Below are 15,285 nucleotides of genomic sequence, written 5' to 3'. Positions count from 1 at the left end.
AAATAATTAATAAATTATCTTGCGGTGAATTGTGTTACTTAATTGAATTGTGTTACTTAATAAATAATATTATAACATTAACTTAAAATTGAATTTCAAATTTTATACTAACTAAAAATAAAATTTATCCCAAATATTAATGAAAAAAATCATAAATAATTCCCTACTAAGATAATAGTTAATATATAATTTATTTATTATATAAAAATAAATAGGAGGAACAATAATGATTTACACAATTAATAATTTATTTATTAATAGTAACGATAAAACTAAAAAAATACCAACACAAGTAACTGTTAACGGTTGGGTTCGTTCTAATCGAAATAGTAAAAAAGTTGGGTTTTTAGATTTAAACGATGGTTCTTCAATTAATAACTTACAAGTAGTATATGATCCAAATTTAGAAAATAATAACAATTTAACTAATGTTACTACTGGTAGTGCTGTTACTATTACTGGTAATTTAATTTTAACACCAAATGCAAAACAACCATTTGAACTAAAAGTAATTACTGCTACTGTCTACAACATATGCGCTAATGATTATCCAATCCAAAAAAAAGAACATACAAATGAATTTCTTCGTGAACACGCACACTTACGTGTTCGTACTAATACTTTCTTGTCATTATTTAGAATTCGTGATCAAGTATCATGATCTATTCATAAATTTTTCCATGATAATCAATTTATTTACCTACATAGTCCTCTTATTACAGCTAATGATGCTGAAGGTGCTGGTGAAAATTTTATTGTTACTACTATAACTAATGATAAATATGAAAAGGATTTTTTTGGGAAAAAAGCCTCATTAACTGTTAGTGGTCAGTTAAATGCTGAAGCCTACGCTCAATCTTTACAAAAAGTTTACACATTTGGACCAACATTTCGTGCTGAAAAATCTAATAGTGCACGTCACGCAGCAGAATTTTGAATGGTAGAACCAGAATTTACCTTTAGTAATCTACAAGATAATATTATACTAGCCCAAAAACTAATAAAAACTGTTATTAGAGATGTTCTAAATAATTGTAATTCTGAATTAAAATTCTTAGAACAAAAACAAGAAACTAAAAATGAACAATCACTAATTGAAAAATTAGAAAAAATTGCCGATTTTAAATCTGATTTTAAAGTTATTACTTATACAGAAGTCATTGAATTACTTTTAAATGCACAAAAAAAAGGAAAAAAATTTGAATTTAATGAAATTAAATGAGGAATTGATTTACAATCAGAACATGAAAGATATTTATGTGAAGAAATAACTAAACAACCAACTTTTGTTATTAACTATCCACAAACCATCAAAGCTTTTTACATGAAACTTAATCCAATTGATAGTAATCATCCACAACAAAAAACAGTGGCAGCTATGGATTTATTAGTGCCAGGGATTGGTGAATTAATTGGTGGTTCTGTTCGTGAAGATAATTATGAACAATTACTAAAAAATAAAACTCAATTCAAAATTGAAGGTAATGATCTACAATGATATTTTGATTTAAGAAAATATGGATATGCACCAAGTGCTGGTTTTGGTTTAGGTCTAGAAAGATTTTTAATGTTTATTACTGGTATTAATAATATTAGAGATGTTATTCCTTTTCCTCGTACACCAAATAACTTATTATTCTAAAATAATAATATGTCAATATCGAGTGAAAATTTCCCAAAAATATTTTTTAAAAAATAAATTATTTTGAAAAGTTATACTGTTAAATAAACATAAATTCCAAATAAATTCTTTTCTAGATAAAAATAGAAATAAAGTTTTTTAATTTTTTAAAATTTTTTGTATAATTAATTTATACAAAAAATTATATAAGTTTTTAACTCATTATTTTATCTTAAAATAAATGAGTTTTTTTATTATTTATTCAAAGGAGAAAAGAAAAAATGTTTAAAGTTAAACCTAATTCACCAGTTTATGAATTTTATTATTCTGAAATAAAAAAATTAGAGGGTAAAATTAAAGATAATAAAGAATTAGATAATATAATAAATACTGAAAAAAATCTTAAAGAAGAAATAGAAAAACTAGAAATATATCTAAAAACATTAAATGAAAATTTAAAAAAGAAATATAAAATAATTCCATATATTGAAAAATTAAATATATATGATTTAGAAGATAAAATCGAATCAAAAGGACAAAAAAGGGTTGATAATGTAGGAAAATATTTAAAATTAAAATCAAGTTTAGATTATGATTTTGATTCAATTTTTGAACAATGAAAACGCAGTGCAAACAGTGAAAATCAACCTTTAACAAGTGGATATAAACCAAGCTCACCACAGATGTAAAAGGGGAAGATATTGCATTTGCAATATCTTTATATCTTTAAAATTGATTTTAAGACACCAAATTTGCTCATATACAAATGTTTTAAAATTTTATATGGTTTAGTATTAATAAAATAAATCTCTTCTAAAATATGTTTTTTTACTTTTAATTAAAAATTATTGATATCCATATCTTCAAGGATGGTCTTTATTTGGTATATAAACTTTTTTAGTTTTTATCAAATCTTCTTTAATAATTGGTTTTAATGCTATTTCTTTTAGTTCATATATTTTATTATTATAACTAAGATAGAATTCATTAATAAATGATTTAAGTACAATTACATCAGTTCTAGGTTGTATATATTGAACTTTGTTATTTTTATAAGGAAAATATTTTTTACCATAATATGTTATAGTTGAACCACTATCTGTTTTTCTTTTACAAAATCTTGAAAGATAAACATTTATTTCATTTTGTGTAGGAGCTTTAACCATAGCAGATTTATTATCATCAATAGGAAAAGCAAACTGATTATTAAAAATGTTTATATATGTTTTAAGAAATTTATTACCATCTTCTAAATTTTTAATTTTATTAAGTCGTAATTCACTAATTAAGCGACTTTGAAGTGTTCCAAATAATCGTTCAATTCTGCCTTTAGCTTGTGGAATTGAGGTTCTAATTACTTCAACACCTAAATCATTACAGCATTTTTGAAATTGAGTATAAGTGTCATTTTCTGTGTTTATTTTACCTGAATCAATTTTTTTCTTATATCCAAAAACTGTTCTATTATCAGTATAAAATATCTTTGGTATGCCATATTTAGTTAAAATTTGATAAAAAACATTATAATAACCATCTAATGTCTCTTGGTGATCAAATCATAGTCCAACAATATTTCCTGTAGCATCATCAATTGCAGCATGTAAAAATGCTTTTGGTTTATCGTTACCAAATCAATGATGATTACTTGCATCCATTTGAATTAATTCACCAAAATTTGTTCTACGATTTCTTGTGGGATGCAAGTTATTTTTTTTATTCTTATGTCTTTTTGGTGAAGTGATTTTTTCTTGAATTAATAGATTATAAACTGTACTATATGCAATTTTAGTGTTTTCTTCATTAATTAATTTTTCCTGAAAATGTTGAAAATTAAAATTATAATATTTTGTTTTATATAAGTTTATAATTTTATTTTTAATTTCTATTTTTGTTGCCTTATTAGAAATTTTATTGCGAGATTTATGAATAAAACCAACTTTACCTTCTTTATTAAAAATTTGAATTAATTGGTTAATTCTTCTAATAGTTAGGTTAAGTTTATTTTTGGCTTGATGTTTAGATAATTTATTAATAACAATGTCATTTATAATTTTGTATTTATATTTTTCTTTCATAGTCATGCTTCTTTCCATTTTTATTACCAAGTATATTTAACTTCACTTTTTGAGAAATTTTCACTCGATAACTAATAGGAAATTATCACTAAATAATGACATCTAAAATAATAATATTTTAATAATATCTTTTTAAATTAAACTTATAATGTTATTTAAAAATCCTATTACCACATTAAAATCCAACATAATATATAATTAATTTAGTATTAAATAATTATTTAATAAGTTAAAAAAAAGAAAGGATATTTATATGCCAAAATCATATGAAATTATAAAAACAATATTAAAAAATAATACTTTTAAATTAAAAAGTAAACGTTTAAATTTAGAAATAATGATTGATTATAATCAAAAAGATCTAATTAATGTTCAACACTCAATTTACAATAGTTCAAAAGCAACCATTTTTTCTAAAGAATTACAAGAATTTTTAAAAAATGCTTACCATAATGCAGTTGCATCTAAAAAATAGATATCCCATGAGTAATAACAGCAACTTTTAATTTACCAAAATTTGAAATTAATCAAAAAAAATTACCAAATTCATCATATATAACTGAAATTAATGACTTAAAAAATAAAATTATTAAAGAAGGTATAACTATTAAAAATGATGAAACATACTTTGAAACTAAACTTTCTTTAAAAGAAATATGTGAAAACTTTAATATTGAAAATTCTAACATAAAAGAATTACTAAATAATTGCTTAAAAATCCCAGATAATAATTTTGAAAAAATCAAACAACAAAGTAATTTAGATACTAAAGAAAACAAAACTTATAATTGATTTTTTACTTCTATAATTTTTACTCTATATGTTTCTTTAATACCTTTAATATCAACAATATCACCAACAACACAATTCATAATTGATACTGCTAATGGGCACTCATTAGAAATTAATCCTTCAAATGGATTACTTTCAATACTTCCAACAATTTTAAATTTTTCTTCTGATTCAGAAACAATTTTACCATCTTTAATTTTTACAATTGTTACTCAACTACCAACACGAACTGCTTTGATATTACTATTTTTACGTTGTTTTTGTTCTTCAAGAATAACAGCACTAGTAATAATGGTTTCAAGTTCTTGAATGCGTGCTTCATTTTTGCCTTGCTCTTCACGCGCATTAGTATAATCAGCATTTTCTGATAAATCGCCATCAGCCCTAGCTGCTTTTAATCGTTCTTTTATTGATTCACGTTCAACATTAATTCGTTTATATAATTCAGTTTTTAACTTTTCTAAACCTTGTTCTGAAATTATTATTTCTTTATTTTTGTTAATTTCGCTCATTAAATACCTCCATTTATATAATTTAATATTTTAAGAACGTAAATAATTATATCATAAGGATAAATGGTTTTAAAAAAAGTATTCTTTTGAATACTTTTTTTAAAACCATTTACTTTATTAATTTTTCTTCTTTTAATAAAGAAATAATTTCTGATTTAACTTCTTCAAGTTTTTTATCTTCTTCTTTTTCATCCATTTTTGTAATAATAAAAGCAATTTTACTAAAATTTTTTGCTTGTAAACCTAGAAAATTAAGAACTGACTTAGCTTTAACTTTAGTTTCATTACCAGTAAGTTTTACTGACTTCGTAATATCTGCATTATTAGGTAATTTAATGACTTCTACCTCAATATTTTTATACTTAATAATAGCAGCTGCAATTTTGGCTATTGGTCGTGCATGTAAACCAATCTTTTTTTCATCATCAATTTGCACAGCATAAATAATACAATTCATTTTTTTCCTCCAAGATTTCTTAAAAATTTGTATAATATAGTTTATTTATAACATATTTTTTATTTTTTTAAAAAAAATATATAATTTAAATTTTTCTTATTAAAATAATGACCTAGTAAATATTCAATTTTTTACAAATAAATTTTAATTTTTTTTAAAATAAATAAATAAATATGGTATTATTTATTAGTTAAAACATTAATAAGGAGAAAATAACTATGGCAAGAAAATGTGATTTAAGTGGTATTGGTCCACTAGCTGGTAACAACCGTTCGCATGCGATGAACTCTTCTAGAAGAAAATGAAATCCAAACTTACAACCAGTAAAAATTGGTGGAAAAACTTTAATGATTAGTGCTCGTACTTTAAAAACTTTAAAGAAAAATAATGCTTTAGATAATAAAAAATAAAGTTATTTTATCTTTTGAAATATATAAATAAAGAATACTAATAAAAGAAAGAAATACTTTTCTTTTATTTTTTATATTAAATTAAAAATATTTAATAAAATGGTATTAAGTTAACTTAATACCATTTTTTAATTAATAAAAAATATTAATAATATAGTCTAGAACCTACATTTTTTATAAAAATGAAATAATTTTTCTAGTTTTTATCAATTATATTGTTATAATACGTGTATGATAAAGAAAACTCTCAGTTGGGTGGATTTATATGCTAAAAAAAAGAATTTTGTCATTATTTTGATTAATCACAATGATTAGTATTTTTATTGTAACTTTAGTTAGTCATAAACCCTATTTTATTATGGGGGGTTCAACTTCAGTAGCACCTTTAATGCATACATTAATGGAAGACTATCCTGATAATCATAAAGAAGCAGACTTTACTTATAATAGTTTAGGTTCAGATGCAGCAGTAATTCCAGTTAATAAAAATATGTTTGGTATTGGCTGACTTTCGAAAGAATATACAACTCCTAATAATAATTTAATTTCTTTTGTTTTATCAAAAGATGGCATGATTTTAGTTTATAATTTGCCACAAGATTGCTTAGGTAATAATAAACTTCTAAATTTTACACAAGATAAAGTAAAAAAAATGTATTTATCGAAATCACCTATTTTCTGAAGAGATTTATTTCCACAAAATACTTCAGAACCAAATCAAGGTTGAATCAAACCAACTTGTGACCTCAAAATTTTAGCTTATACTAGAGAAAATGGTTCAGGAACACGAGATGTTTTTAATGAAAAAGTTCTGGGTGATTCAAAAGCATATTATCCACAAGCAATAACTGTTAATTCAAGTACACAAATGTTTAATATGTCTAGTGGTGGTGTTGGCTATAGTTCATATTCAGATAAAAAACAATTAGATTCGAATAAACAATTCACTAATATTCATATTGCTAATTGAGAAAATATTGCTCCAAGTTTAGACACCATTAAAAATGGTACTTATCAGTTATCACGACCATTTACAGGTTTAATAAATAAAAATTTTAAACAAATTAATACTTTAGTTAAATTTCTAAAATTCTTGTTTATTCCTGACTATCCAGGTCATAACGAATACGTAGTTCCTGCTTTTTCAGAAACTCAGTACGCACAATCAGCAGTAGCATTAACTGACAAATTAAATTATGATTTAAATCAGTGATTAAACAATTTTCCATAAAGGAGTATTAATAAATGAAATCCAAATCTTTTAAAAAGTTTTGACATAAAATAACTTTTAATCATTTTAATAAAAATCATGATCCAAAAAATGTTTTTATTAGTGAACAAAAAAAACATACTTATGATCTGATTGCTAAAATTTGTGTATTGTCTATATCTTCATTAGCACTAATTGCCGCTTCATTATTAATTGGTTTTATTATCGGTCAAACATTTAGTAATATGAGTTTTCTAAATTGATTTAAAATGTTAGGAAATAGTAAATGATTACCTAATGCTAATAGTTTTGGTATTATTGCCTTTATCGTTGCCACTTTTTGAGTTGCACTATTTTCAATGATACTTGCTGTTCCTTTAAGTTTACTAACATCATTATTTATATGTGAATTTTTACCACCAAAATTAAAAAAAACAACATTAACTTTAGTAGAATTATTATCTGGTATTCCTTCAGTTGTTTTTGGTGCTTTTGGTTTAATGACCATTGGCCCTATTTTTGTAAAAATGGGAGCACTAACCAAAGAAAATATGATGACAGCAAGTTTTATTTTATCAATGATGGCATTACCAACAATTATTTCATTATCTGTTAATGCTATTACTCGAGTACCAAAATCTTATCTATATGCATCATTAGCACTAGGTATTAGCAGGACTGACACTAGTTTTAAAGTCATTTTTAAAGCGGCAAAAACCAAAATCATTGGTGCAATAATTTTTGGATTTGGAAGAGTCATCGGTGAAACAATGGCCGTTGTTATGATTGCTGGTAATAGTACTCTAACCCCAAATTTTGCACATGGTCCACTTGCATTTTTATTTAGTTCAATTTCTACTTTAGCGGGAGTAATTGGACTAGAAATTGGAGAAGCAGTTAGTTCTCAACAAATATCAGCATTATATGGAATTGGTTTATTTTTATTTATTATAGTTTCAATAATTAACTTTATTGTTTTAATAATTTATAAACGTAGTGATAAAAAAGCAAAAGGTCATAAAAAACCACGAAATTATAATTTAAAAAAAATAAATCTATCTGATAATCAACTAATGTTAACTATTAGTGAAAAAACTATTAAAAATCAAGGCTGAAAACACTTTAAAGACTATTTTCGATTATTCTTTATGGGGCTAGCTTGTTTTATTACTATGGGATTAATTATTTGAATTATTGGTGATATTATTATTAATGGTATCTTCAACATTAGTGGTAATGCTGGTAGTAGCATTTTCAATTTTAATTTTGCAGCTTTAATTTCAACAACTGGTGATGAAGGTTACTTATCAATTATCACAATGACATGTTTATTGGTATTAACAACAATTACTATTGCTATGCCATTAGGTATTATTGGTGCAATTTATCTTCACGAATATGCCAAAAATGGTTGATTTGCTTCAATATTACGTTTTGTGCTAAATACCTTAGCTTCTACGCCATCAATTATCTTTGGTATGTTTGGATTTACTTTTTTTATTACTTTCTTACAAATAAGTTTCTCAGCAATTGCTGCTAGTTTAACATTAACAATTGTTATTTTACCACTTATTATTAGAGCAGTAGAAGATACATTAAAATCAGTACCTATTGAATATCGCGAAGCATCATTAGCACTAGGTGCTAGTAAATTTGAAACAATAAGAAAAGTAGTTATTCCAGCTGCCATTGGTGGCATTATTACTAGTATGATTTTATCAATGGGTAGAATTATTGGTGAATCAGCACCAGTTTATCTAACATTAGGAAGCACTGTTGCTTTTCCCAATAAAGGTTTCTTAAGTTCAGGACAAACTTTAACAACCCATATTTTATTAGTTAATAAAGAATCAAATGACCCTAATAAATTAGGAATGATGTACCAAACAGCACTAATAACAGTTATACTAATATTTATTTTAAACTTTATAGCAAAACATTTTGAAAAAAGTTTAACAACAGGAATCGGGGTGAAAACAAAATGCTCAATTGAATTATTAAAAGAAAAAATGAAAGCAAGAAAGAATCAACGAATAGCAATAAAAAAAGAAAAGTAAATGTAATTAAACCTTACTTTTTAAAAGTGAAAGATAAATTTAAGAAAAAACCAAATAACAAATCAAATAATTTATCAAATATAGAAAATATTCCAAAAAGTAATTATGTTTTTACTATTAAAAATTTAAATTTCTTCTATAATCATGGCAAAAAACAGGCTTTATTTAATATAAATTTAGAAATAAGTCGTAATCAAGTAACCGCTTTTATTGGACCAAGTGGTTGTGGCAAATCAACATTACTACGAACTTTAAATAGAATGAATGATTTAATTGATGGTGTTAAAATTAATGGACAAATATTATTTAATAATGAAGATATTTATGAAAATAAAAAAAATATTATTTCATTACGAACTAAAGTTGGAATGGTATTTCAAAAACCTAATCCCTTTCCAATGTCAATTTATGAAAATGTGGCATATGGCCCAAAAAATCAAGGCATTAAAAATAAAAAGATTCTAAATCAAATTGTCGAAGATGCTTTAAAAAAAGCGGCTTTATGAGATGAAGTTGCTCAACACTTATTCGATTCAGCATTATCATTATCAGGTGGACAACAACAACGTTTATGTATTGCTCGTGCTATTGCCCTAAAACCAAAAGTACTATTAATGGATGAACCAACTTCAGCTCTAGATCCGATTGCCGCATCTAAAATTGAAGACTTAATGAATGATTTAAAATCAGACTTTACAATTATTGTTGTTACACATTCAATGCAACAAGCAGCACGAATTTCTGATAAAACTGCCTTTTTCTTAAATGGAGAAGTCATTGAATATAATAATACTAAAAAAATATTTTCACGACCAAAAGATAAAAGAACAGAAGATTATATTACCGGCAGATTTGGTTAAAAATATATATAATTAATTATAGAGAAAGGAGGAAAAAATGAAAATAATTAACCGTAGATTTGATTTAGATATCATAAATTTAAAACAAAACTTATTAACTTTATTAAAAGAAGTAAAAAAAGAACATAAAGACGCTTTAATAGCAATGGAAACCCAAGATTTTGACATGTCAAAAAGAATTGTTGAAACCGATAAAGAAATTAGAACAGTCGCTGAAAGTTTAACAATTACTGCAATTTGAAGTATTGCTCAACAAAATCCTTTTGCTACTGACTTACGTACTATTATTGGCTATATGAATATTATTCGTGATTTAGAACGTATTTCAAATTATGCTAAAAATTTATCCAAATTTAATGTCAAATATAAACCAGAAATTAAATTAACATCTCAATTATCAGGATTAATGAAAAAAGTATTTAAAATGATGGATTTAATTGGTGAATCTATAAATGAAAATGATATTAATAAAGCTTATCAAGCAGCAGAATATGATATTGATATTGATAATCGTTTTCGTGAATCAATGAAAAACATTGTCAATATGTTAAAAGTAAACAAAAATAATGATCAACTCTCTCAATATACATCAACAATGCAACAGTTGAAATATATTGAAAGACTAGGTGATCACTTAGTTAACATTTGTGAAACAATAGTATATATTATTAAAGGTAAATTTTATGATTTATCTTCAACAAAAATATCTGAATAATTTATCAATCAGTGTTAAAATAATTACTTTTTTGCAAGTTTCATTTAAATATTTTTAAGTCATACTTTAATATGATAATATTTATTATTATTTTATTTGGGAGCGTACCGATGTTGTCAATAATATTCAAATTTGTCTTTAAATTATAAGATTAGACGAGAATAATTTAGACTTCAATATGCAATTGTATGTTAATCTTAACACTTGTAAAATATTAGTCAACAATAATACTTACTTTTATAACTCAAAAATTCTTATTAAATTTTACTTTAATAAGTTTTATTTTATTTTTAGTTATCTTTAAATTGAAATGGTTAATTTATAATAATTGTATTGCTGTATTTATTTGATAACATTTAAAATTAACCATTTTGGTATACATATCAATGTTATAAGTTCTATCACCAATCATATGCTTTAAAATTTGTTTAATATTAGTTTCAGTAAAGCAACCAATATTTTCAACTAATGCTTGATTTAATACGCCATCTTTTGCATTAACAAAATAACCAACTTTTAATTTTTTATATTGTAAAGTCAATGATTGTAAAAAATCAATTAATTCATAATATTGACCTTTGGAAAATAAATTTATTGCATTTTGATAGTGTAATTTAGCAATTTTATTTTTTCTTCTTCCAGCCATTATGCCAAGAAATAAAACATGAAAAGCATGGAATTTATCTAAAATAAATTTAGCATTTAAAATTGTAGCAGTTTTTCTAATTCATTTTGCACTATCTCCACAAACTATTAAATTTGCTTGGTCAAAATTTTCAAAAAATAAATTACCATATTTTTCAATTAATTTGGCAGTTTTTTCAGCACCAATTTCTGTTTTTGATACTCTAATTTTACATACAGCTCTTTTATTAATTAATTTTCCATTCTTCTTTTTACCAGTACAAAATACTAATAATCTCATTGAACATTTTTTACAATTTTTAGTATTATGTTTTTCATTAAACTTAAATTTTCTATGTCCATCATCAATATTTACATATAAATTTTGATATGGTTGTAATGGTATTTTGAGGATATTGGCTTTTGGTAATTGAAACTTTGGATGGGTTACACTTTATTATAAATTATTTTAGCATTAATATTTTGAAGTTGATTATTAAAAAGTGGCGTGATTAATAATCATAATTTAAATCAATAATTTGGATTAAAATATTTCATATTTTTGTACTCCTTTTTAAATGTAAAAAAACTCATTTACTTTTAAAATAAAAGCAATGAGTTAAAACTTATAATTTAGTTTCTAATTATTTTTATAACAAATTTTATAATTTTTACATACAATATGATTTATTTTTGATTTAGTGCTTTAATGATTTATATTAATTTAAAAAGTTAAATATGATTGTAAATAAAAGTGCTAAAATTGAAATAAATATTGAAATAAATGATGATCAATTTCTTTTTCATCAATTAGAATTTTTATATTCATAACCTTTAGTAGTAATTTCAGTTTCAGTTTCAACATATTTTATTGTAATTTCATGGTTTCCTTTAAATAATAGTTCTTTTATTAAAGAGTCTGATGAATTTCTAAAAGTAAAACGTAATTTTTTATTTAAAGAAACTTCTTTATTTAAAGTGTCTTTATCTGTTCATCAATATCCAACATCGCTAAATTCTTCTCAATCTTTTTCAAAGGAAGAAATATTGAAATTATTTTTTTCTATTTTTGAAGTTCAAACTCTTACAACATAAATATTATTTTTTGATATTAAATTATTTTTTAAAAGAAATAAGTTTTGATTAAGTTTATTAATAAAATCATTAGTTTTTAAATTATATTCAGTGTTAATATTTATATATTTTTTACTTAAAATATAATCTCAAGCAAAATTATTCATTCCTTTTATTCAATCATCATATAATTTTTGTGTATTAACTTCTATTTTAAAAATAATAGTATTATTTTCATTATGTATTTGATAATCTGAATAATTTTCAGGTTTTAAAAAATGTAAAGGACTATCAAAATAAACACTATTTGTTGAAATAGTTTCTTTTAAAAACTTAAATTTTAATAATTCTAAATTATTTTTTTCAATATTATTTAATCTTTTTTTAATCCAATTTTTCTTTAACATTTAATTTTCCAATTTAATTATATTTATTATTTAATTGATAGCAAATCATTAAATTTTCTAATAACATGGCAATAGTCATTGGTCCAACACCACCAGGCACAGGAGTAATTGCTGAAGCGGTATTTTTCATTATTTCAAAATTAATATCACCAACAACTTTTTTTTCTTTACCTTGATAATTAATTGCTACATCAATAATAACAACATCACGTTTAACTTGACTACTATTAATAATATTATAGACACCAGTAGCACTACAAATGATATCAGCTTCTTTAGTATAAATAGTTAAGTCTTTGGTTAATTTATGAACAATGCTAACAGTTGCTCCCATATTAGTTAATGATAAAGCCAATGGTTTACCAACAATATTACTATCGTTAATGATAGTAATATTTTGTTTAGAAATGGGAATTTGATAGTGATTTAGTAATTTTAAAATACCTTTTACTGTACAAGGCAACATTGCTTTTTTATCACCTTGTAATAATCTTCCGGCATTAATATTTGTTAAACCATCAACATCTTTATTAATAGTAATGCTATTAATAATTGCTAATGTATCTAAATGTTTTGGTAGTGGTAATTGTACTAAAATTCCATCAATATTATTGTCACTATTTAATTGTTCAATTTTATTAATTATTTCTTTTTGTGTTACTGTTGTTGTTAGTGAAAATACTTGTCCATCAATACCACATTCTTGACATGCTTTAATTTTAGTTCGTACATACATTTGTGATGCTAAATCTTCACCAATAATTATTACTGCTAGTTTAGGTTTGCGATTAGTAATAGTTATTACTTGTGATTTAATTTTTGCTTTAATTTGCTGGGCAATTATTTTACCATCTAAAATTTTTATCATATGTGTTCACCGTTTCTTAATTTATCCAATTAATACGTTTTCTTCAACTCTAATTATCGTTGGTTTTGATTTACGATCACTTCAAGCAAGAACAGTAGTTGATACTCCTAATTGTCCCACAAACATGACAAAAATTAAACTAAGTTGACTAAAAATACCTAATTTGGAATTATCAAATAATGAAAGTCCTGTTGTTCCAAAAGCACTTGAAACATCAAAAATTACTTGTGCAAAGGTCATATCAGAATTATCTGTTAAAAAAACATTTTCAATTGTGATAATCATTACTGATACAAAAACTAAAATAAAACCAAGTGTACCGACTATAAATGACATACGAACAGTTTGATTAGGAATTTTACGCTTGAATACAAAAACATCATTACGGCCACGTGCAATATTAAAAATTGTTAAAAGAATAATTGCTAAAGTTGTCGTTCTAATTCCTCCGGCAGTACTTGCTGGTGAAGAACCAATTCACATCATTAATGATTGGATCATTTGTGAGGCAAGGTGAAATTTATTTAAGTCAACTGTATAGTATCCAGCATTTCTTGTTGACATTGTATTAAAAAAAACAGCCATAATTGCATCAGATGTCGATAAATTTTTAAAAATGGGCTCTTGCCTTGACGGAGTTATGACATTACGTGAAAAATATTCAATAAACATAACACTACTAACACCCAATATCGCAACTAAAAAATATGTTATTAATGTTAGTTTAGTGAATAAACTAAATCTAAATTTTTTACCATGAGTTTTACTTTTAATTCAATGATATAAATCATAATAAACAGGAAAACCAATACCACCAATTACAAATTCAATAATAAAAATTCACTGCACAAAATAATCACTCTGAAAAGGTTCTAATGAAGTTATACCAACTATATCAAATCCAGCATTATTAACAGCAGAAATTGAGTGGAAAATTCCCGATCATAATGCTAATAGTATGTGATTATAGTAACCTGTATTATTGTTTAGACCATATTCTATTCCTGAGATAGGCACAAAATAAAAATATAAAAATAAAACAATTGCTCCTAAAAATTCAGTAATTGTCATAACAATAATACCAATTTTTAATACATCAATAGTCGTTCCTAATTTATTAGAACCACGTTCACCTTGCATTAGTAATCTTTCTCTTAAACTGGTATGTCGATTAAATACAAATAAGGATAATATTGCTAGTTTAACTGTAATTAAACCAATACCACCAAATTTAATTAAAATTAAAATAATAAATTGACCAAAGAAAGTAAAATCATTAGCAGTACTTTTTACTGTTAAACCAGTGTCAGAAAACGCACTACTAGCAGTAAAAAGGGCAGACAAAAAGTTTCATTGTCCTTTTGTTGTGGCAATTGGTGTCATTAAAAGTATTGTTCCAACTAATAAAGTGAAAAAATATAAATTAAACATTTGTCGGGGACGGGTTTTACCAACAAAAATAATTTTAAAAATATTTTTTACACTACGATAATTAACCTTAGATAGCATCAAAAAACTCCTAAAATAACATTTTCTTTTATTATTATACTATACTATAGTCATTTCTATTAAATATTAGTTTTAAATGTAAAATACCAATATT

The 15,285-nt window shown here is 24.0% G+C and carries 15 protein-coding genes; 8 read left to right on the top strand and 7 right to left on the bottom strand.

The genetic code is table 4. The features are described 5' to 3' along the window. Positions 1 to 226 precede the first annotated feature (226 nt). Both asnS and AAHM95_RS06020 read left to right on the top strand, forming a co-directional pair. A complete protein-coding gene (asnS, locus tag AAHM95_RS06025; RefSeq protein WP_342274397.1) occupies positions 227 to 1,642 on the top strand; it encodes an asparagine--tRNA ligase in 1,416 nt (471 codons plus the stop codon). A gap of 260 nt (positions 1,643 to 1,902) precedes the next feature. Continuing rightward, a complete protein-coding gene (locus tag AAHM95_RS06020; RefSeq protein ID WP_342273977.1) occupies positions 1,903 to 2,310 on the top strand; it encodes a hypothetical protein in 408 nt (135 codons plus the stop codon). Between the two features lie 156 nt (positions 2,311 to 2,466). Here the strand turns inward: AAHM95_RS06020 and AAHM95_RS06015 are convergent, their stop codons facing one another. Continuing rightward, on the bottom strand, positions 2,467 to 3,714 hold the full coding sequence (locus tag AAHM95_RS06015; RefSeq protein WP_342273976.1) for an ISNCY family transposase: 1,248 nt from the start codon (positions 3,712 to 3,714) through the stop codon (positions 2,467 to 2,469). A gap of 235 nt (positions 3,715 to 3,949) precedes the next feature. Here AAHM95_RS06015 and AAHM95_RS06010 point away from each other — a divergent pair, with 235 nt between their 5' ends. Further along, a complete protein-coding gene (locus AAHM95_RS06010; RefSeq protein ID WP_342273388.1) occupies positions 3,950 to 4,171 on the top strand; it encodes a hypothetical protein in 222 nt (73 codons plus the stop codon). Positions 4,172 to 4,478: 307 nt separating this feature from the next. On the opposite strand, the gene greA is transcribed toward AAHM95_RS06010, so the two are convergent. Next, positions 4,479 to 5,000: a transcription elongation factor GreA gene (gene greA, locus AAHM95_RS06005; RefSeq protein ID WP_342274396.1), complete on the bottom strand. Its 522-nt coding sequence runs from the start codon at positions 4,998 to 5,000 to the stop codon at positions 4,479 to 4,481. A gap of 109 nt (positions 5,001 to 5,109) precedes the next feature. Beyond that, positions 5,110 to 5,457 (bottom strand): HPr family phosphocarrier protein, encoded by a 348-nt coding sequence (locus AAHM95_RS06000; protein ID WP_342274395.1) that lies wholly within the window; start codon positions 5,455 to 5,457, stop codon positions 5,110 to 5,112. Positions 5,458 to 5,675: 218 nt separating this feature from the next. Here AAHM95_RS06000 and rpmB point away from each other — a divergent pair, with 218 nt between their 5' ends. The 5 genes from rpmB (at position 5,676) to phoU (ending at position 10,709) form a co-directional block, all read left to right on the top strand. Beyond that, positions 5,676 to 5,867: a 50S ribosomal protein L28 gene (gene rpmB, locus AAHM95_RS05995; RefSeq protein ID WP_342274394.1), complete on the top strand. Its 192-nt coding sequence runs from the start codon at positions 5,676 to 5,678 to the stop codon at positions 5,865 to 5,867. 265 nt (positions 5,868 to 6,132) lie between these two features. Further along, a complete protein-coding gene (locus AAHM95_RS05990) occupies positions 6,133 to 7,098 on the top strand; it encodes a PstS family phosphate ABC transporter substrate-binding protein (protein WP_342274393.1) in 966 nt (321 codons plus the stop codon). Between the two features lie 14 nt (positions 7,099 to 7,112). Beyond that, positions 7,113 to 9,134 (top strand): phosphate ABC transporter permease PstA, encoded by a 2,022-nt coding sequence (gene pstA, locus AAHM95_RS05985; RefSeq protein WP_342274392.1) that lies wholly within the window; start codon positions 7,113 to 7,115, stop codon positions 9,132 to 9,134. Beyond that, positions 9,059 to 9,994: a phosphate ABC transporter ATP-binding protein PstB gene (pstB, locus tag AAHM95_RS05980; RefSeq protein WP_342274391.1), complete on the top strand. Its 936-nt coding sequence runs from the start codon at positions 9,059 to 9,061 to the stop codon at positions 9,992 to 9,994. Before pstA ends, pstB begins: the two co-directional genes overlap by 76 nt. A 37-nt stretch (positions 9,995 to 10,031) precedes the next feature. Further along, positions 10,032 to 10,709, top strand: a complete 678-nt coding sequence (phoU, locus tag AAHM95_RS05975; protein ID WP_174480791.1) for a phosphate signaling complex protein PhoU — start codon at positions 10,032 to 10,034, stop codon at positions 10,707 to 10,709. A gap of 319 nt (positions 10,710 to 11,028) precedes the next feature. Here phoU and AAHM95_RS05970 read toward each other — a convergent pair whose 3' ends face one another. The 4 genes from AAHM95_RS05970 to AAHM95_RS05955 form a co-directional block, all read right to left on the bottom strand. Next, a complete protein-coding gene (locus AAHM95_RS05970) occupies positions 11,029 to 11,634 on the bottom strand; it encodes a hypothetical protein (protein WP_338975901.1) in 606 nt (201 codons plus the stop codon). A gap of 418 nt (positions 11,635 to 12,052) precedes the next feature. Then, a complete protein-coding gene (locus AAHM95_RS05965) occupies positions 12,053 to 12,814 on the bottom strand; it encodes a hypothetical protein (RefSeq protein ID WP_338976044.1) in 762 nt (253 codons plus the stop codon). Positions 12,815 to 12,827: 13 nt separating this feature from the next. Continuing rightward, the gene (locus AAHM95_RS05960) at positions 12,828 to 13,682 is read right to left on the bottom strand and encodes a bifunctional 5,10-methylenetetrahydrofolate dehydrogenase/5,10-methenyltetrahydrofolate cyclohydrolase (RefSeq protein ID WP_338975032.1); all 855 of its coding nucleotides are present in this window, start codon (positions 13,680 to 13,682) and stop codon (positions 12,828 to 12,830) included. Positions 13,683 to 13,703: 21 nt separating this feature from the next. Further along, positions 13,704 to 15,191, bottom strand: a complete 1,488-nt coding sequence (locus AAHM95_RS05955) for a TrkH family potassium uptake protein (protein WP_342274390.1) — start codon at positions 15,189 to 15,191, stop codon at positions 13,704 to 13,706. Between the last annotated feature and the right edge of the window lie 94 nt (positions 15,192 to 15,285).

Source organism: Spiroplasma endosymbiont of Phycita roborella (assembly GCF_964031195.1).
GTDB classification, from domain to species: domain Bacteria; phylum Bacillota_I; class Bacilli_A; order Mycoplasmatales; family VBWQ01; genus Spiroplasma_E; species Spiroplasma_E ixodetis_A.
This window is presented reverse-complemented; position numbering and strand designations above follow the sequence as displayed.